This window comes from Anaerosporobacter sp. (genome assembly GCF_965301125.1).
The window spans coordinates 1-20,265 of the sequence record NZ_CBDLAM010000030.1 but is presented as its reverse complement, the minus strand read 5'-3'; the positions used below and the strand labels follow the sequence as shown (position 1 = coordinate 20,265).

Genomic DNA, 20,265 nt, shown 5'->3' with positions numbered 1-20,265 from the left:
GACATAACTTCTTCGTATTCAGAAATGCAGATACAGATGAAGTTAATGTTGTTTACAAACGTAAAGGTAACACATTTGGTTTAATTGAGCCAGAATTCTAGTAGGTAATGAATTATAATTAAATATATAGTAAAGGGAGAAGGTACTTGCTGAGGTTCTTCTCCCTTTACTTTTGTGTTTGTTTATAGTGAGAAATGACTATGTATATATATGTATATTATGTAAAAGAATGGGGGTTGTTTAAAAAAATAAGTTGAATAGTGAGGGGACTAATGATACAATAGAACTTAGTTTGAATATCACCAATATTATAGGAGTGAAAAGTAATGGGATTAGTAAATAAAATATTTGGGACACATAGCGAGCGTGAATTAAAGAGAATTAATCCAATTGTTGATAAAATCGAAGCATTAGAACCGGAATTTGTTAAACTATCGGATGAGGAATTAAAGAATAAAACAAAAGAATTTAAAAATCGTTTGGAAAATGGCGAAACGCTTGACGATATATTAGTAGAAGCATATGCTACTGTTCGAGAGGCTTCAAAGAGAGTTTTAGGATTGAGACACTATCGAGTTCAGTTACTGGGCGGTATAATTCTTCACCAAGGAAGAATCACTGAAATGAAAACTGGTGAAGGTAAAACATTAGTATCAACATTACCAGCTTACCTAAATGCTTTAGAAGGACAAGGTGTACACATTGTAACAGTAAATGATTATCTAGCACATCGTGATGCTGAAGAGATGGGTAAAGTTCATAGATTCTTAGGTTTAACTGTTGGTGTAGTTCTTAACAGTATGACTAATGATGAGAGACGCGAAGCATATGCATGTGATATCACTTACGCAACAAACAATGAACTAGGCTTTGATTACTTAAGAGATAACATGGTAATCTACAAAGAACAATTAGTTATGCGTGGATTACACTATGCAGTCATTGATGAAGTTGACTCTGTATTAATCGATGAAGCTAGGACCCCATTAATCATTTCTGGTCAAAGTGGTAAGTCTACGAAATTATATGAAGCATGTGATTTATTAGCGAGACAATTAGAGCGTGGAAAAGATAGTCCTGAATTAACAAAGATGGCAGCCATCATGAAAGAAGAGATAGAAGAAGATGGAGACTTCGTTGTTAACGAAAAAGACAAGAATGTAAGTTTAACAGAAGAAGGTGTTCATAAAGTAGAGAAATTCTTCAGTATTGAAAACCTTGCAGATCCAGAAAATCTTGAAATCCAACACAATATTATTCTCGCATTACGTGCACATAACTTAATGTTCAAAGATAAAGATTATGTTGTTAAAGATGATCAGGTATTAATCGTTGATGAATTTACTGGACGTATTATGCCAGGCCGTCGTTATTCAGATGGTTTGCATCAAGCAATTGAAGCAAAAGAAAAAGTAAAGGTTAAGAGAGAAAGTAAAACTCTTGCAACAATCACATTCCAGAACTTCTTTAATAAATATCAAAAAAAATGTGGTATGACTGGTACAGCCTTAACAGAAGAAAGAGAATTCAGAGATATCTATGGAATGGATGTTATCGTAGTTCCTACGAATCTTCCAATTGCCAGAATTGATAGACAAGACGCAGTATATAAAACAAAACGTGAGAAATTACATGCGGTAGCGGATGAGATTATTGAAAGTCATAAGAAGGGACAACCAGTACTAGTAGGTACTATTACAATTGAAGCTTCTGAAGAAATCAGTGAACTTCTTAAAAAGAAGGGCATTCCTCATAAAGTACTGAATGCAAAATTCCATGAATTAGAAGCTGAAATTATAGCAGATGCTGGTCAACATGGTGCAGTAACAATTGCAACAAACATGGCAGGTCGTGGTACTGATATTAAACTTGGTGAAGGAGTAACTGATATAGGTGGCCTTAAGATTATTGGTACAGAAAGACATGAATCTAGACGTATCGATAACCAGTTAAGAGGTCGTGCAGGTCGACAAGGTGATCCAGGTGAATCAAGATTCTTTATCTCGCTTGAAGATGATCTTATGCGTTTGTTTGGTTCTGAGAAGTTAATGACTATGTTCACTTCATTAGGACTTCCAGATGGAGAGCAAATCGAGCATAAGATGTTATCTAGTGCAATTGAAAAGGCACAGAAAAAAATTGAAAACAACAACTATGGTATCAGAAAGAATCTTCTTGAATACGATCAAGTTAACAATGACCAAAGAGAAATCATCTATGCTGAGCGTAGAAAAGTTCTTGATGGCGAAAGTATGAGAGATGCAATCTATAAGATGATTACTGACAACGTAGAGAAATTTGTTAACCGTTGTATCAGCGATGATCAATTGCCAGAAGAATGGGATTTAGCAGAATTAAATGAGTTATTAATACCAGTAATTCCGATTGATGAAGTTGAATTATCAAAAGAACAAATGGAAACAATGAAGAAAAATGAATTGATCCAAGAGTTAAAAGAAAAAGCTGTTAAATTGTATGAGACAAAAGAAGCGGAGTTCCCTGAAATTGAACAGTTAAGAGAAATTGAACGCGTTATCTTATTAAAAGTTATTGATAGAAAATGGATGGATCATATTGATGATATGGACCAATTACGTCAAGGTATTGGATTACAAGCATATGGACAGAGAGATCCACTAGTAGAATTCAAATTCATGGGATTTGAAATGTTTGATGAAATGATATCGGCTATTTCTGAAGATACTGTTCGTGCGTTAATGCATGTAAGAATTGAACAGAACGTAGAAAGAGAAGAAGTAGCTAAGGTTACAGGAACAAACAAAGATGAATCTGCTAAAGGACCAGTAAAACGTACTGGTAAGAAGGTTCAACCAAATGATCCATGTCCATGTGGAAGTGGAAAGAAATACAAACAATGTTGTGGTAAGAATTATTAAAATGATATAATAAAAAGGGACGGGTAATAAGCAACGTCCCTTTTACCTTATGTAACCTTAATGGTTCCGAAATAAAGCGAATAGAAAATCTGCTTAATTTAGAAAGAAGAAAGAGGTGAAAATAGTGGTTGAATTAGATCAATACAAATATACGTTAGGTACGTATGAGAAACCACTAAAAGAAGTGGGGGATTCACTTTGACTTAGCGAGTAAGAAGCTAAGAGTCCAAGAGATTGAAGAAATTATGGAAAAGCCATCCTTCTGGGAAGATGCGAAAGCATCTCAAGATTATATGAAGGAGATTAAAGAGCTAAAAACAACAATTGAAAAGTTTGATGAATTAATGCAAGCATATGAAGATGTCCAGACTCTAATAGAATTGGGTTATGAAGAAAATGATTCTGATTTAGTATCTGAAGTAGAGGAAGCAATGAATGAATTTGTGAAAGAATTTGAGGACTTGCGTGTTGCAACATTGCTTTCAGAGGAGTATGATAAAGATAACGCAATTATTACTTTACACGCGGGTGCAGGCGGTACAGAGAGTTGTGACTGGGCTAATATGCTATTCAGAATGTATCAACGTTGGGCAGATAAGAAAGGCTTCACTACTGAAGTTCTAGATTATCTAGATGGCGAGGAGGCTGGTGTAAAATCTGTTACTTTGCAGGTAAATGGTGAGAATGCATACGGGTATCTTAAATCAGAGAGAGGGGTACATCGTCTTGTTCGTATATCACCATTTAATGCTGCGGGAAAGCGTCAGACATCTTTTGTTTCCTGTGACGTAATGCCAGATATAGAAGAGGATATTGATATTGAAATCAAAGATGATGATATTAGAATTGATACGTATCGTTCGAGTGGTGCTGGTGGACAGCATATTAACAAAACATCATCAGCAATTCGTATTACTCATTTTCCAACTGGTATTGTAGTACAATGTCAGAATGAAAGATCACAATTTCAAAACAAAGATAAAGCTATGCAGATGTTAAAGGCTAAGCTTTATATGTTAAAGCAACAAGAGAGTCTGGAAAAAGAATCTGATATTCGTGGGGAACAAAAGGAAATCGGCTGGGGAAGCCAGATCCGATCCTATGTAATGCAACCATATACAATGGTAAAGGATCATAGAACGAATGAAGAAGTAGGGAATGTAATAAGTGTTCTAGATGGAAATATTGATCCTTTTATTAATGCATACTTAAAATGGTTAAGTATGGGTAAAAATAAGGAGGAGTAAGTATGGAAAACACGAAGCAAGTTATATTTAAACTAGGAGACCAAGAGTTTGGAATAGGGATTTTATATGTTAAAGCTATAGAAAAATATATGGATATCGTACCAATACCTAACGCACCAAGTTTTATTGAAGGGATTATTAACTTAAGAGGAGATGTAATTCCGGTATATAGCTTAAGAAATAAATTTGGTCTTTCTAAGAAGTCTGTTGACGAGAATACGAAACTAATCGTAACGAAATCAAGAGATATCATGATGGCATTTGAAGTTGATTCTGTTAATGAAATCGTTGAAATAGCAGGAAGCAATATTCATGAAGCTCCTACTATTATTCGTACGGAAAGTACTGCGTATATTAATTATGTGGCAGATGTGGAAAAGCGATTGGTTGTATTACTAAATTTAGATGGTACACTGAGTGAAGCGGAAAAAGGTGAGATGCAGAGAATCGCTGAATCGGCATAAGAATAGCTTATAATAATACATGGATAAGCAATAACAGAAGTAAATGTATGCAGTATATAATAATTAAAGATAGGTTTCTGATGTAGATTTTTGGTTGCTTACGAGAATATATGTCAGAAATCTATCTTTTTTTATGCATTATAGAGAATATTTATAAAAAGGTTGCATTCGAAATTGAAGTGTGTTAATATCTTCCTAGGAAAAACAAGTGTATTTCCTATACAAACACCATAGTAGGTGAATAGGAGCAGTTATGAATAATAAGTTAGAAGAAGATAAATACTTTATTGTAAAGAAAAAAGCAGTTCCTGAAGTACTTCTTAAAGTAGTTGAAGCCAAACATTTACTGGATTCAGAAAAAGTTATTACTGTACAAGAAGCAACAGATGCAGTTGGTATAAGTCGAAGTTCGTTTTATAAATATAAAGACGATATCTTTCCGTTTCATGATAACTCTAGAGGCAAGACAATTACATTTATGTTGCAAATGGATGATGAACCTGGATTACTGTCGAAGGTTCTTAATCTTGTTGCACAGAATGGAGCAAACATATTAACTATACATCAAAGTATTCCGGTTAATGGAATTGCCATGGTTACAATCAGTGTAGAAGTTCTTCCATCGAGTGTAAGTTTGTCTGTATTAATCGATGCATTGGAAGAGTTAGACGGAATTCATTATTTAAAAATATTAGCTAGGGAGTGACAATATGTTAAATATCGGCGTGTTAGGTTATGGTACGGTTGGGTCAGGTGTTATTGAAGTATTAAATACCAACCAAGAAAGTATTAATAAGAAAGCAGGAAATGAGCTTAATGTTAAATATGTATTAGATTTAAGAGATTTCCCAGGTGATCCGATTCAAGAAAAAATTGTTCATGATTATGACGTTATTCTTAATGATCCAGATGTGCAAATTATAGTGGAAGTGATGGGTGGTGTTGAGCCAGCTTATACTTTCGTTAAGAAAGCATTATTAGCAGGAAAGAGCGTCTGTACTTCTAATAAAGAATTAGTCGCAAAGCATGGTGCGGAGTTATTAGAGATTGCTAAGCAAAAACATATTAACTTCTTATTTGAAGCAAGTGTTGGTGGTGGAATCCCTATCATTCGTCCATTAAATCAATCCTTAACAGCAGATGAAATTGAAGAAATCACAGGTATTCTTAATGGAACAACAAATTACATCTTAACTAAGATGAGTAAAGAAGGTCTTGCATTTGATGAAGTGCTAAAAGATGCGCAAGACAAAGGTTATGCAGAACGTAATCCAGAAGCAGACGTAGAAGGTTACGATGCCTGTAGAAAGATTGCAATATTATCTTCATTGGCATTTGGTATGCAAGTGGATTATGAAGATATCTATACAGAAGGAATCACAAAGATTACTGACGTTGATATGAAGTATGCTAAAGAATTAAATGCAAGCATCAAGTTATTCGGAACAAGCAAGAAAGTGAATGATGAAGTATTTGCAATGGTTGCACCAATGATGATTAGTGAAGAACATCCATTAGCGGGTGTTAATGATGTATTCAACGGAATCTTCGTAAGTGGTAATGTACTTGGCGATGTTATGTTCTATGGTAGAGGTGCAGGTAAATTGCCAACAGCAAGTGCGGTAGTCGCTGATGTAGTAGATGCAGCAAAGCATCTTGGTACGAATATAATGACACTATGGAGTAGTAAGAAATTAGAATTATCTGATATCAAGCAAGCGAAACATAAATTCTTTGTTCGCTTAACTGGAGATAAGAATAGTAATATCGCTAAAGTAAATGAGTTATTTGGTGAAGTTATCGATGTTGAAGAAGTTGTTGCTGGTGAATATGCTTTCATTACAAAAGAAATAGCAGAAGGTGAATTTGCTCAGAAACAAACACAGCTGACGAATATGCTTAGCAGAATTCGTGTAAGTTTCTAATTTTATTGCTTTAACTATAAGAGTATTGTATGTTTTGGAGTCTGTGGCTATTATTCATCTAATAGTTACAACTCTTAACATTACAATCTCTTGAACAATAGATTATAGCAGCAGCCTGTGTAAATACATAAGCAGGAAACTCTGCAGTTGATGAAAGGGAGAAAAGACATGAAGTATATTGTTGTATTAGGAGATGGAATGGCTGACGAACCGCTAGAAGAGCTTGGTAAGAAAACGCCACTTGAGTATGCAAAGACACCTATGATGGATGCCCTAGCAGAGAAATCAGAGATTGGACTTGCAAAAACAATACCAGAAGGTATGAAACCAGGAAGTGATACAGCTAACCTTGCTGTACTTGGATACTATCCTAAGAAATACTATACAGGACGTTCACCTTTAGAGGCATTGAGTATAGGTGTAGATATGAAACCCACTGATATAGCACTTCGTTGTAATATCGTAACGGTTTCAGATGATAATCTTCCATATGAAGAGAAGACGATTATTGACCATAGTTCAAGTGAAATATCTACAGAAGATGCAGCTATATTGTTAGAAGCTGTTCGTAACCAATTAGAATCAGATGTATATAAATATTATGTGGGAACAAGTTACAGACATTTAACAATATGGGATAAAGGAGAGGTAGTTGAACTTACTCCCCCTCATGATATTCTTGGTAAAGTGATCAGTTCTTACTTGCCAGAGGATACCAAGCTAAGAGATATGATGAAGAAAAGTTATGATATATTAAATAATCATCCATTGAACGTTGAGAGGGCTAAAAAAGGACTTAATAAAGCAAATTCAATTTGGTTCTGGGGTGCAGGTACTAGACCGGCATTAGATTCCTTTGAAGGCAAGACTGGCAAAAAGGGTGCAATGATTTCAGCAGTTGATTTACTAAAAGGTATTGCTGTTGGAGCAGGCATGTTGAATATTGAAGTGGAAGGCGCCGATGGTACGTTACATACAAATTATGAAGGTAAAGCACATGCTGCAGTTAAAGCATTAATAGAAGATGGATGTGATTTTGTATACATTCATATTGAGGCACCAGATGAGATGGGTCATCAGGGGAGTATCCCTAACAAAATCACAGCAATTGAATTCTTAGATGAGAGAGTGATTAAGGTTGTAAAAGAAGAGATGGATGCATCGGGAGAACCATATAGAATATTAATTATGCCAGATCACCCTACCCCAATTTGGTGTAGAACACATACAAGTGATCCGGTACCATATCTACTCTATGATAGTACAGTTGATAAGAAAGCTACATGGCATTATAATGAAAGAGAAGCAAAAGACAGCAAAATTTATGTAGAAGAAGGCTATAAAATGATAAATAAATTATTGGAAGATGAGAAGGAGTAATTTATTGTCTTAAGAGGCTACTATGTTGTAGCATTTCCATTTTATAAGTGCATTTTTGCGTAAGTTTTTAGTTGCGCATTCTAAATATATGTATATAGTATAGGAGGCAGTTATGCTAATAGTAAAAAAATTTGGCGGAACATCTGTAGCAAACAAAGAGAGAATCTTTAATGTTGCAAAAAGATGTATGGAAGACTATCAAAAAGGCAACCAAGTGGTTGTTGTATTATCTGCAATGGGTAAGCAAACTGATGTACTTTTAGATATGGCTAAGGATATTAATCCAAAAGCTTCTAAGAGAGAGTTAGATATGTTATTAACAACTGGCGAGCAAACTTCTGTAGCACTTATGGCGATGGCTATGGACTCATTAGGAGTTCCTGCTATTTCTCTAAATGCATTCCAAGTAGCTATGCACACGACTTCTGTATATGGAAATTCAAGATTAAAACGAATTGATACAGAAAGAATTAAGCATGAACTTGAAGAAAAGAAGGTTGTTATCGTAACAGGTTTCCAAGGTATAAATCAATATGATGATTACACTACACTTGGAAGGGGAGGATCCGATACAACAGCAGTTGCTCTTGCTGCGGTTTTACATGCTGATGCATGTGAAATCTATACTGATGTTGATGGTGTATTTACGGCAGATCCAAGAATTGTAAAGAATGCAAAAAAACTTGATGAGATTACTTATGACGAGATGTTAGACTTAGCTACATTAGGAGCTGGTGTTCTACACAATAGGTCTGTTGAAATGGCTAAAAAGTATGGAGTACCACTAGTAGTGCGCTCAAGTTTAAACACATCAGAAGGAACCGTTGTTAAGGAGGAAGTTAAAATGGAAAAAATGTTAGTAAGTGGAGTAGCAGCAGATAGAAATGTAGCACGTATTTCAGTAGTAGGGTTACAAGATACACCAGGAGTAGCATTCAAATTATTCAATCATTTAGCAAACCATAACATTAATGTGGATATCATTCTTCAATCAATTGGACGCGAAGGAACAAAAGATATCAGTTTTACGGTAACAGAAGATGCAGTAGATGAAGCAGTTCAAATTATCAAGAGACATAGCGAAGGAAGCTTAAAATGCCAGTCAGTAGACGTTGAAAGAAATGTTGCCAAAGTATCAATCGTTGGTGGTGGTATGATGTCAAACCCAGGCGTAGCTGCTAAGATGTTTGAAGCATTATATGATGTACAAGTAAACATCAAGATGATTGCAACATCAGAAATTCGCGTAACTGTATTAATTGACGACAAATCAGTTGAAGTAGCAACAAATGCGGTTCATGAAAAATTTGCTTTAGGCTTATAGTTCTAAAAACAGAATGCGTATACGTTGTTGAAAAACTTTTGCAAAATTAGTTGTAGATTTATTTTTAGCAACTGTGTACATTCACACGCCGGCAATAAAAACAACCTTCCAACGGTGTATGCCTTAAGGCGGACATAAATGTTCGCCTTAGTCACACACCTTATGGAAGGTTGTTTTTTTGACGTCGCATATCATTGTACTCAGTTGCTAAAAATAGGGTAGTGCATCTAAAGGGGATTTTGCAAAAGTTTGATATATGTTGTGGTGCATTCTGCGTAAAGTATTCCGCCATTACTGTTTCATTATAAGACTATCACTACAACAAAAATGTCAAATTCAAGACTGGTAATAATACTTCATAACTATAGTTATATACTTTTTTAATAATTATTTAATTGTATTTCTCTCGATTTAGCATTATTATTTCTAGTAACTTAATATAACTTATTGAAAGTTTAATAAACTCAAAATTGGGTGTCCAGTAGTACTTAATTATAGTGCGATGAATAAATGAGTATTCGCTCATAGAGTTTGTTTGTTTTTCTGCTATTAAAGTAGTAAAGCAAAACTCTCAAATTGTACAATTGCTTCTTAGATGATATGGTATGACTAAGAAACGATAGCGAAACACCGTAGTACTTCTTAGTGTGTGTTTCATGAGCTAGGAAGGTGAGGCATGGAAGCCGAACCAGCCTGAGCTGAGGCAGGCTGCCGAATCGAAGGTGGTTCCGTACCATTTGAATTCTGTATAGCACACACTTAGAAGTACTTAGGTGTGTAGCGTGTTTCGTGTCATACTATGTCATCTAAGAAGCTATGTAGAAAGTAAATTGAGTTTTGCGGTAGGAGTAATAGAAATAATAGAAATAATAGAAAGCGAGGAATTAGTATGGATTGGTTAAGGAGAGTTATGAATGGTAGGTATGGAGTGGATCAATTGTCTATTGCACTTCTTATAATTTCGGTTATACTAACAATAGTGGGAATTTTTCCGAACACACATTTTCTTTCAACGTTGTCATTGATACCGCTGTTTATTTGCTATTTTAGAACATTTTCAAGAAATATAAGAAAAAGATATGATGAGAATCAGAAGTTCTTATCTTTTTGGAATCCGATTCGAAATACATTTAGAAAAAAGGTAGAACGTAGCAAAGATAAAACACATCGTTATTATAAATGTCCAAAGTGTGGAAAGACTGTGCGTGTTCCAAAGGGAAAAGGAAAGATCTGTATTACTTGCCCAATATGTAAGGAAGAATTTATAAGAAAGTCGTAAAGGAGTTTGTTCACATGGATATTTTAAAACAGTTAAAAGAAGAATTGGGAATAAGACTAGAGCAGGTAGAAGCGACTGTAAAGTTGATTGATGAAGGAAACACCATACCGTTTATTGCTAGATATCGTAAGGAAGTAACGGGATCGCTGAACGATGAAGTCTTACGTAATTTACATGAAAGATTGTTATATTTACGTAATCTCGAGGATAAAAAAGCTTCTGTATTAGCAAGCATAGAAGAACAAGGAAAACTTACAGAAGAACTGAAGAAACAAATTCTTGAAGCATCTACTTTAGTAGTGGTGGAGGACCTCTATCGTCCTTATAGACCAAAGAGAAGAACAAGAGCCACAATTGCTAAAGAGAAAGGTTTAGAACCGCTTGCAAATCTAATTGTAATGCAAATGCTTACAAAACCAGTGGAAGAAGAAGCGGTAGCATTCTTATCTGAGGATAAGGAAGTTCTTACGGTAGAAGATGCCATTGCTGGTGCAATGGATATTATTGCTGAAAGTATTTCAGATGAAGCCGACTATCGTATCTATATTCGTAAAGTTACGATGCAAGAAGGAACGATTACATCTGTTGCAAAGGATGATAAGGTAGAATCTGTATATGAGATGTATTACAGCTTTGAAGAGACAATTGCTAAGATTGCAGGGCATCGTGTGCTTGCGTTAAATCGCGGTGAGTCAGAGAAGATTCTAACTGTTAAGGTGAATGCCCCTATAGAAAAGATTTTAAGATATCTAGAGAAACAAGTTATTCGAAAGGATAATGTATATACAACAGATTTATTAGTTAAAGTAGTTGAAGATAGTTACAACCGATTAATAGCACCGGCTATCGAACGTGAGGTTCGCAATGAATTAACTGAGAAAGCAGAAGATGGAGCTATTAAAGTATTCGGAAAGAATTTAGAACAACTTCTTATGCAACCTCCAATTGTGGGACAAACTGTACTTGGTTGGGATCCAGCATTCCGTACTGGTTGTAAATTAGCGGTAGTGGATCCGACAGGGAAAGTGCTTGATACAACGGTTGTATACCCTACTGCACCACAAAACAAGGTAGAAGAAGCAAAGAAAGTTGTGAAAGCATTAATCGAGAAGTATAACATTACCTTAATCTCAATAGGTAATGGAACTGCATCGAGAGAATCGGAATTAATCGTATCAGAGATGATTAAAGAGATGAAGCGTCCCGTTCAATATATTATTGTAAATGAAGCGGGTGCAAGTGTATACTCTGCAAGTAAATTAGCAACGGAAGAGTTTCCAAACTTTGATGTTGGTCAAAGAAGTGCTACGTCAATTGCAAGAAGACTTCAAGATCCACTGGCTGAACTTGTTAAGATAGAACCAAAAGCAATTGGTGTAGGTCAATATCAACACGATATGAATCAGAAGAAACTTGGAGAAGCATTATCCGGTGTCGTTGAAGATAGTGTAAATAAAGTAGGTGTCGACTTGAACACAGCAAGTGCATCGTTGCTTGAATATATATCAGGTATCACTAAGGTGATTGCAAAGAATATTGTTGCTTATCGTGAGGAGAACGGAAGATTTACTAATCGTAAACAATTATTAAAGGTTGCAAAGCTTGGAACAAAAGCATATGAACAATGTGCCGGTTTCATGAGAATTTCAGAGGGAGATAATCCGTTAGATGCTACAAGTGTGCATCCAGAAACATACGAGGCAGCAAAATCACTATTGGATACCCTAGGCTATACTCTAGCTGATATCACTAAAAAAGACGAAGCAGGTAAACCTGTATTATCAAGACTTGGTAGTAAGATTACAGACAAAAGTAAAACAGCAGGTGAGCTAGGAATAGGAACAATAACTTTAGAAGATATTGTAAAGGAATTAGAAAAACCAGCAAGAGATCCAAGAGAAGAGATGCCAAAACCAATTCTTCGGACCGATGTACTAGCAATGGAAGACTTAGAACCTGGTATGATTTTGAAAGGTACAGTTAGAAATGTTATTGATTTCGGTGCGTTCGTAGATATCGGGGTTCACCAAGATGGACTTGTTCATATTTCACAATTGACAGATAAGAAATTCGTAAAGCATCCGCTTGATGTGGTAAGTGTCGGAGATATTGTGGATGTCAAGGTAATGGCTGTAGATTTGGCTAAGAAGAGAATTCAATTAACAATGAAGATGTAATTATAGCTGTTGACATAATAAAGAAGTGGGTATATTATAACAGTATAAGCAACGAATCAGTTGCATAAAGCTATAACAAAATAGAATAAGAGAGTTCTTCGGGGCAGGGTGAAATTCCCGATCGGCGGTAAAGTCCGCGAGCTGGTAGCAGTTGATTTGGTGCAATTCCAAAACCGACAGTATAGTCTGGATGAGAGAAGACAACATTTGATATTATTAACACAATAGAATTAGATTATGGTCTAATTCTATTCGTAATGATTGATGATGAATAGCACAAGCCCTGAATAAAATATTCAGGGCTTTTTTATGTATTCGAATTTGCTAGTACATAAAATGCTTCGCTTTGTTATAAGATAAAGCGCTCCAGAACCTTCTTAGATTACCTTGCGCAGAGGTAATACATAGTATGTGCAAGAGAAAGTAAATAATAAGGAGAGATTGTAATGACTAATCAAACAAAAACAGAACATTTAAAATCAGCTACTGCCGTAGCAAGTAAGGAGATTTTCTCTACTAAGAACCTTGTGATGATTGCATTTCTATCAGCAATAGCATATGTACTAATGCTAATACATTTGCCATTCAAATTCATTGGTTTTTTAGAGCTTGAATTCAGTGATGTTCCTGCGATTGTAGGTGGTATTTTCTATGGACCAGCGGTTGGCGTAGTTATCGAATTAATTAAGAATTTAATTAAAGCAATTACAGCTTCAACCACAAGTGGTGTTGGTGAGTTGGCGAACTTTGTAATTGGTTCATCGTTTGTGTTACCTGCATGTATTTTGTTTAGACGTATGAAGGGGAAAGGACGCACTTGGGTGTCGTTTGGAGTAGCTACATTATTAATGGTAGCAGTGGGTGGTTTAGCGAATTATTTTGTAATGATTCCGCTATATGCTGTTGCGTTTGGAGGAATGGAGAATGTTATTGGTGTAGCATCACCAATGGTTCCAGCAATTAAGGATCTAGGAACAATTGTTTTATATGGTATCACACCATTCAACATAGTAAAGGGAATTTTAATGGGCGTTGTCAGCTATTATGTTTATAAATCACTAAGAAGCAGGATTTAGTGGATTACCCGTTGTCTTTTTGCAAGTATCTGCTATAATAAAGTAGAAAAGCATATCGACGTAACAATTGGGTAAGGTAAGTTGCGTCGACGGTTAGGAAAGGCAGGAACTTACAGATGAGCAAAAGGGTAAACTTTAAAATTGAGTTGAAAGTTTCAGATATGTATGAGTTCTTACTAAGACATGCATATACCAGTGTAGCTGGATTAGTAGGTGTCGGTATCAGCTTAGTGGCGTTAGTATTCTTCTTTATAGGTCTTGGTAAATCAGATGCTTATCAGAATATATTGTTATTGTTAATAGCTTCACTATTCACTATAGTGAATCCAATCCAGTTGCGTTTTAAAGCAAGACAACAAGTGTGTCTAAATCCTATGTTTAAGATTCCGCTTGATTATGAGTTTAGCGATAATGGAATTGTTGTTAAACAGAATGACCAACAAGCTGAATTGTCATGGGATGATACTTATAAGGTGGTAGAAACCAAGAATCTGGTTATTATTTATTTCTCAAAAGTAACAGGCTATATTCTCCCGAAATCTCAGATGGGAGAGCAAAAAGCGGAGTTTATGGAATTAATTAGAAACCATGTAGATGCGAAGAAATGCAAACTTAAGGGAAGTAGATAGATTGGAGTTCGTATGGTTATAGAAAGTTTAAGTGAAAAAGAGACGTATCAGTTGGGATATGATCTTGGGAAAAAAGCAAATAAAAAAGATATATTTTGTCTCCTAGGCGATTTAGGTGTTGGTAAGACCGTATTTACTCAAGGATTTGCAGATGGGTTACAAATTGATGAACCCATTTGTAGCCCTACTTTCACAATTGTGCAAGAATATCAATCAGGAAGAATCCCGTTCTATCACTTTGACGTATATCGTATCGCTGATGTAGAAGAGATGGAAGAAATCGGATATGAAGATTATTTCTATGGTGAAGGAGTATGCCTGATTGAATGGGCAAATCTAATAGAAGAGATTCTACCTGATAAATTTACTGTAATCAAGATTGAGAAAGACTTAGAAAAAGGATTTGATTACAGGAAGATAACAATTGAAGAAAGAAGGGAGTAAATATGAAGATCTTAGCAATAGATAGCTCTGGATTAGTTGCTTCTGTAGCAATTGTTTCTGAGAATGAATTGATAGGTGAATATACAATAAACTATAAAAAAACGCATTCACAGACATTACTACCAATGCTTGACGCCGTTGTGAAGATGTTGGAAGTGGATTTGAAAGATATTGATGCTATAGCAGTTGCTATGGGACCAGGATCATTTACGGGTCTTAGGATCGGCTCTTCTACAGCAAAAGGCCTTGGACTAGCCCTTAATAAGCCAATTATTGAAATACCTACTGTAGATGGACTAGCCTATAATATTGGTGCTACTGATTATATCATTTGCCCTTTAATGGATGCAAAGAGGAATCAAGTATACACAGGCCTCTATGAGTATATAGATGGAGAATTCCAAGTAGTTAAGCAACAATGTGCTGTTGCACTTACTGACATACTTGATGAAATTAATGCTAAAGGGAAGAAAGTCATGTTCTTAGGAGATGGCGTACCTGTTTATCAGAAACAAATCGCTGAATATGTAAAGGTTCCATATGTACTTAGTCAGATTCATTTGGCTAGGCAAAGAGCGGGAGCGATTGGGGCGCTTGCATGTCGATATTATGAAGATGGGAAGATGGTTACAGCACGTGATCATAAACCAGAGTATCTAAGATTATCTCAAGCTGAACGAGAACTTGCTGAAAAGAATAGAGCAAATCAGAAGCTCAGCGAAAAGGAGTAATTAAAGTGTTCCAAATTAGGATGATGGAAGAAGGCGATTTAGAACAGGTAACTCAGATTGAAAAGAATATTTTTTCAGATCCTTGGAGCAAACAATCCTTTATGGATTCTTTGAATCAGGATATGTGTATCTATCTAGTTGTGCATAAGCAGGAAGAGATTGTTGCATACTGTGGGCTATATGTTATTCAGGATGAAGGTCAAATAACAAATGTAGCTGTAAAAGAGAATTATAGAAATGCACATGTTGCTACGGTTATGTTAAGAGAACTGATAAAGCGTGCGAAAGATAAAGGTGCGTGCAATTTTACCTTAGAAGTAAGAGCAAGTAATAATCCGGCAATTCATTTATATGAAAAACTTGGTTTTAAGAATGTGGGAACTAGAAAACGGTTCTATGAAAAACCAGTGGAAGATGCAGTTATTATGTGGCTTTACAAGTAATTCCCACTACAATATTTGGGGATTTTCTTATATAATATAGGTATTGCGTTGATGGCAGGAGGTGTAAGCAGTGAAGTGGCTTAAAGAGGCGAAGCATAAAGAAATGAATTGTAATGTCTGTGGAAAAAAATTAAAGTTTGATCATGGAATACTTAAAGAAGATGTTTTTACTGCAAAGAAAGAATGGGGGTACTTTTCTGATATGGATCTGCAAGTCCACTCTTTTAATGTATGCGAAGACTGCTATAATAAGATGGTTTCAACCTTTGTGATACCTGTTGATATCTCCGTTAAGGGAGAAGTCATTTAAGGGGAAGTGGATAGAGATTGCAATACCGTATCAATAGTTATAATTGAATAGATAATAGGAATTGTATATGATAATTTGTCTCGCGATATATGGACAAGCCGTCATATACAATTTTTTTTGTATCTACGTTCATTGAAGAATTTGCTAAAATGTGTTAAGATGAAGTCGAAATGTTAATAATACAGAGATAAAGACCGATAATTAAAGGTAGAGAGGATAATAGATGTTAGATATAAGTTTGTTAGGGTCAGGTGGTATGATGCCACTACCAAATAGATGGTTAACGTCGCTGATGACTAGATTGAATGGAAGCAGCTTGTTAATAGATTGTGGTGAGGGAACTCAAATAGCAATAAGAGAAAAAGGCTGGAGTGTTCATCCTATTGATGTAATCTGTTTTACACACTACCATGGAGATCATATTAGCGGCTTACCAGGATTGTTATTATCTATGGGGAATTCTGATCGAACAGAGCCTGTAGTAATGATTGGACCAAAAGGACTTGAACGTGTTGTCAATGCCCTAAGAGTAATAGCTCCAGAATTACCATTTGAAATTATCTTTAAAGAGATAACAGGAGCAGAAGAGACATTCCATATTAATGATTATGTTATTAAAGCCTTTCGAGTAAGTCACAATATTACTTGCTACGGATACAGTATTTGTGTACCACGTGCAGGTAAATTTAATCTAGATAAGGCGAGTGAGAATAATGTACCACAAAAGTATTGGAGCCGTCTACAAAAGGGAGAGATTATAGAAGAGGCTGGAATACGTTTTACGCCAGAGATGGTATTAGGAGAGGCTCGTAAGGGAATTAAAGTGACATATTGTACAGATACTAGACCGGTTCCAAGTATAGTAGAAAATGCTAGCAATTCAGATCTATTTATCTGTGAGGGTATGTATGGTGAAAAGGGCATGGAAGAAAAAGCGATAGCCCATAAACACATGACTTTTAAAGAAGCAGCAACTTTAGCTATGCAAGCAGAGGTAAGAGAGTTATGGCTTACACATTATAGTCCATCACTGATTCGTCCTGATGAGTATGTACAAGAAGCCAGAGACATATTTGGTAATACAAAGACTGCAAAAGATGGAAAATCTAACACCTTATTATTTGATGAAAATTAGTTATATAAGGATATGCAAGGGGGTATCGCTATGGCGGTAAGTAAAAAGGAGCGTCGCAACAAGTGGTTAATTGTTGTTATAGGAACAATAATACTGGTGGCACTATATATCTTTTTAGTCAACAGAGATACAAAAAAAGCGGAGCAGGAAGATTTAGCAGAACAAGTGCAGAATGTTATTGGTACTGATCTTGAAATAGATTATCCAAGTACACCACGTGAAGTAATTATTAAATATAATGAGATAATTGCTTGTTATTATGAAAATAAGTTAGACGATGATACAATTAAAAAGATTATGGCACAACAAAGAGTGTTGTTTGATCAAGAGTTATTAGAACAAAATCCAATTGATTCGCAATTGAAAGATTTAAAAGAAGAGCTTCTTGACTATCAAAAGAATAACAGAAAATTTATTACCAGTGCTGTTGCTAAGAGTAGTTCTGTTACGTATTGGAGTAAAGATGATAGGGATTATGCAAGTATTATTGCAACCTATACATTAAAGGATAGTGAAGTTACAAAAACTTATGAAAGGTACATCCTTCGAAAAGATGATCAAGAGAAGTGGAGAATACTAGGATGGCAAATGACTTCGCCTACCGATCTTGATAAGTAATAAAGGAAGATGGACCGTCATCGAAGAAGGTTGTTGATATATTGTAAGGAGCAGTTAATAGGGCATGAATGTAAAGAATCGCTTTACATGAGTGCCCTGTCTGCTGATATATGGATATAATGAAAGTATTGAGAATGTGTTATTAATAAATCATAAAACGTATAGAGTTTGCTTAGGAGATAGCGTATGGAAAGAGATATATTGATTTTAGGAATTGAATCATCTTGTGATGAAACAGCAGCAGCTGTAGTAAAGAACGGAAGAGAAGTTTTATCAAATGTAATATCTTCGCAAATAGACCTTCATAAATTATATGGTGGAGTTGTACCAGAAATCGCCTCTAGAAAACATATAGAGAAGATTAATCAGGTTATAGAAGAGGCAATGGAAGAAGCTAAGGTTACATTTGAAGATATTGATGCGATTGGTGTAACCTATGGACCAGGTTTAGTGGGAGCGTTATTAGTAGGTGTTGCAGAAGCAAAAGCAATTAGTTATGCAACAGGTATACCGCTTGTAGGAACACATCATATTGAAGGACATGTGTCTGCTAATTATATTGAGAATAAAGAATTAGAGCCGCCATTCTTATGTCTAATTGTATCAGGGGGACACACACATTTAGTAATAGTTAAAGAATATGGCCAATATGAGATCATTGGAAGAACAAGAGATGATGCAGCAGGTGAGGCGTTCGATAAGGTGGCTAGAGCAATTGGATTAGGCTATCCAGGTGGACCAAAGATTGATGCGCTTGCAAAAGAAGGTGATGGTAAGGCGATTGCATTTCCACGTGCAAATATAGAAGGTGCGCCATTTGATTTTAGCTTTAGTGGTGTAAAATCGGCTGTATTAAATCACATTAATCATTGTGAGATGAAAGGATTAGAAGTGAATCATGCAGATATTGCCGCATCATTTCAAGAGGCTGTTGTAGATGTTTTAGTATCTAAAACAATGGCTGCAGCGAAAGAGTATGGAATGACAAAAGTGGCCTTAGCAGGAGGAGTGGCTTCTAATAAGGGATTAAGAAATGGTATGGAACAAGCGTGTAAAAAACATGGATTATCGTTATTTTGTCCATCGCCTATTTATTGTACTGATAATGCAGCCATGATTGCGTCTGCAGCATATTTTGAATATAAAAACGGGACAAGACATGGACTTGACTTAAATGCAGTACCTAACTTAAAGATTGGACAAAGACAATGAAATAAATCGATATTCTAGTTAGATAATCAATACAAAGTATGATACATAGTATGATGCTTTGGAAAGGAATATAGTATGGTAAAGAAAAATAATTATATTGCAGTGGTATTGGCAGCAGGACAGGGAAGTAGAATGGAGTCCAAAGTGGCAAAGCAATATATGAGTATACTTGGAAGGCCAATGCTCTATTATTCGTTAAAAGCATTTCAGGATAGTCAAGTAGATCAAATTGTATTAGTGGTAGGGAAAGAGGAAGTTGATTATTGCAAGGAGCATATCGTAGATAAGTACAGTTTCAAGAAGGTTAAGAGTGTTGTTGTTGGCGGTAAGGAGCGTTATCTTTCTGTAAACAATGCATTACAAGCAATTAAAGAAAGCACAGAAGATATTCAAAGTGGTGAAAACTGCTATATATTAATACATGATGCAGCTAGACCACTTATCACACAAAAGATTATAGAGGATACAATAGAAGGTGTAACATGTAATAATGCAGTAGTGGTTGCAGTACCTACTAAGGATACTATTAAAATTGCAGATGAAACGGGGGGTATAGATTATACTCCAAAGAGAAGTCTAACGTATATCATACAGACTCCCCAAGCTTTTGAACTAGAGCTATTAATGAAGTCGTATGAAGAAGTAATGAAAGATAGCAATCTTGAAATAACAGATGATGCTATGATTGTTGAGCACGGAAGTAAGCATAGAATACAAATAGTAGAAGGAAGCTATAAGAATATTAAAGTGACCACACCAGAAGATATCAAAATTGCGGAAATGTTAATAGGCATGTAAAGGCATATAAAAAATACAAAGAAATACAAAGAAATACAAAGAAATACAAAGAAATATAAAAAGGAATCATAATGTTGTAATGAAATAAAATTCCCATGACAGATTATCAAAATCAAAGATCTTGAACCAAGGTTTTAGATAATTGGTCATGGGAGTTGATGTATTTAAGTATATAG

20 protein-coding genes and 1 riboswitch are annotated in these 20,265 nt (G+C 35.4%); all 20 genes read left to right on the top strand.

Annotated elements, in window-relative coordinates; translation table 11 throughout:
- Nucleotides 1-101, top strand: a 101-nt coding sequence (locus ACW2QF_RS05255; RefSeq protein ID WP_455714952.1) for a sigma 54 modulation/S30EA ribosomal C-terminal domain-containing protein, incomplete at its 5' end; no start/stop codon positions are given.
- A 225-nt stretch (nucleotides 102-326) separates the two neighbouring features.
- Nucleotides 327-2,897, top strand: coding sequence for a preprotein translocase subunit SecA (secA, locus tag ACW2QF_RS05250; RefSeq protein WP_455714944.1), 2,571 nt, complete (start codon nucleotides 327-329; stop codon nucleotides 2,895-2,897).
- A gap of 124 nt (nucleotides 2,898-3,021) precedes the next feature.
- Nucleotides 3,022-4,144, top strand: a protein-coding gene (prfB, locus tag ACW2QF_RS05245) for a peptide chain release factor 2 (protein WP_455714943.1) whose coding sequence is annotated in 2 segments (ribosomal slippage) — nucleotides 3,022-3,096 and nucleotides 3,098-4,144 — 1,122 coding nt in all. Because the reading frame shifts where the segments join, the coding sequence is not laid out codon by codon here.
- Nucleotides 4,145-4,146: 2 nt separating this feature from the next.
- Nucleotides 4,147-4,608, top strand: a complete 462-nt coding sequence (locus ACW2QF_RS05240; RefSeq protein ID WP_455714942.1) for a chemotaxis protein CheW — start codon at nucleotides 4,147-4,149, stop codon at nucleotides 4,606-4,608.
- Nucleotides 4,609-4,861: 253 nt separating this feature from the next.
- Entirely contained in the window at nucleotides 4,862-5,314 is a 453-nt protein-coding gene (locus ACW2QF_RS05235; protein ID WP_455714941.1) for an ACT domain-containing protein, read from the top strand.
- Nucleotides 5,315-5,318: 4 nt separating this feature from the next.
- Nucleotides 5,319-6,533 (top strand): homoserine dehydrogenase, encoded by a 1,215-nt coding sequence (locus tag ACW2QF_RS05230; protein WP_455714940.1) that lies wholly within the window; start codon nucleotides 5,319-5,321, stop codon nucleotides 6,531-6,533.
- 168 nt (nucleotides 6,534-6,701) lie between these two features.
- Complete coding sequence (locus ACW2QF_RS05225) at nucleotides 6,702-7,913, top strand: cofactor-independent phosphoglycerate mutase (protein WP_455714939.1); 1,212 nt, start codon at nucleotides 6,702-6,704, stop codon at nucleotides 7,911-7,913.
- 112 nt (nucleotides 7,914-8,025) lie between these two features.
- Nucleotides 8,026-9,237 (top strand): aspartate kinase, encoded by a 1,212-nt coding sequence (locus ACW2QF_RS05220; RefSeq protein WP_455714938.1) that lies wholly within the window; start codon nucleotides 8,026-8,028, stop codon nucleotides 9,235-9,237.
- A gap of 889 nt (nucleotides 9,238-10,126) precedes the next feature.
- Entirely contained in the window at nucleotides 10,127-10,516 is a 390-nt protein-coding gene (locus ACW2QF_RS05215) for a hypothetical protein (RefSeq protein ID WP_455714937.1), read from the top strand.
- Between the two features lie 14 nt (nucleotides 10,517-10,530).
- Complete coding sequence (locus tag ACW2QF_RS05210) at nucleotides 10,531-12,693, top strand: Tex family protein (RefSeq protein ID WP_455714936.1); 2,163 nt, start codon at nucleotides 10,531-10,533, stop codon at nucleotides 12,691-12,693.
- A gap of 90 nt (nucleotides 12,694-12,783) precedes the next feature.
- Nucleotides 12,784-12,899: riboswitch (FMN riboswitch) on the top strand.
- Between the two features lie 240 nt (nucleotides 12,900-13,139).
- Complete coding sequence (locus ACW2QF_RS05205) at nucleotides 13,140-13,769, top strand: ECF transporter S component (RefSeq protein ID WP_455714935.1); 630 nt, start codon at nucleotides 13,140-13,142, stop codon at nucleotides 13,767-13,769.
- Between the two features lie 116 nt (nucleotides 13,770-13,885).
- Nucleotides 13,886-14,398 (top strand): YcxB family protein, encoded by a 513-nt coding sequence (locus ACW2QF_RS05200; RefSeq protein WP_455714934.1) that lies wholly within the window; start codon nucleotides 13,886-13,888, stop codon nucleotides 14,396-14,398.
- Nucleotides 14,399-14,410: 12 nt separating this feature from the next.
- Nucleotides 14,411-14,842: a tRNA (adenosine(37)-N6)-threonylcarbamoyltransferase complex ATPase subunit type 1 TsaE gene (gene tsaE / locus ACW2QF_RS05195; protein ID WP_455714933.1), complete on the top strand. Its 432-nt coding sequence runs from the start codon at nucleotides 14,411-14,413 to the stop codon at nucleotides 14,840-14,842.
- A 2-nt stretch (nucleotides 14,843-14,844) separates the two neighbouring features.
- Nucleotides 14,845-15,573, top strand: coding sequence for a tRNA (adenosine(37)-N6)-threonylcarbamoyltransferase complex dimerization subunit type 1 TsaB (gene tsaB, locus ACW2QF_RS05190; RefSeq protein WP_455714932.1), 729 nt, complete (start codon nucleotides 14,845-14,847; stop codon nucleotides 15,571-15,573).
- A 5-nt stretch (nucleotides 15,574-15,578) separates the two neighbouring features.
- Nucleotides 15,579-16,016 carry a ribosomal protein S18-alanine N-acetyltransferase gene (rimI, locus tag ACW2QF_RS05185; protein ID WP_455714931.1) on the top strand — a complete coding sequence of 146 codons (438 nt, stop codon included), beginning with the start codon at nucleotides 15,579-15,581 and terminating at the stop codon, nucleotides 16,014-16,016.
- A 70-nt stretch (nucleotides 16,017-16,086) separates the two neighbouring features.
- Nucleotides 16,087-16,326, top strand: a complete 240-nt coding sequence (locus ACW2QF_RS05180) for a hypothetical protein (protein WP_455714930.1) — start codon at nucleotides 16,087-16,089, stop codon at nucleotides 16,324-16,326.
- A 223-nt stretch (nucleotides 16,327-16,549) separates the two neighbouring features.
- Nucleotides 16,550-17,461, top strand: coding sequence for a ribonuclease Z (locus ACW2QF_RS05175; protein ID WP_455714929.1), 912 nt, complete (start codon nucleotides 16,550-16,552; stop codon nucleotides 17,459-17,461).
- A gap of 30 nt (nucleotides 17,462-17,491) precedes the next feature.
- Nucleotides 17,492-18,079 (top strand): DUF6715 family protein, encoded by a 588-nt coding sequence (locus ACW2QF_RS05170; RefSeq protein ID WP_455714928.1) that lies wholly within the window; start codon nucleotides 17,492-17,494, stop codon nucleotides 18,077-18,079.
- 186 nt (nucleotides 18,080-18,265) lie between these two features.
- Entirely contained in the window at nucleotides 18,266-19,291 is a 1,026-nt protein-coding gene (gene tsaD, locus ACW2QF_RS05165; RefSeq protein WP_455714927.1) for a tRNA (adenosine(37)-N6)-threonylcarbamoyltransferase complex transferase subunit TsaD, read from the top strand.
- Between the two features lie 75 nt (nucleotides 19,292-19,366).
- Complete coding sequence (ispD, locus tag ACW2QF_RS05160) at nucleotides 19,367-20,089, top strand: 2-C-methyl-D-erythritol 4-phosphate cytidylyltransferase (RefSeq protein ID WP_455714926.1); 723 nt, start codon at nucleotides 19,367-19,369, stop codon at nucleotides 20,087-20,089.
- Nucleotides 20,090-20,265 lie beyond the last annotated feature (176 nt).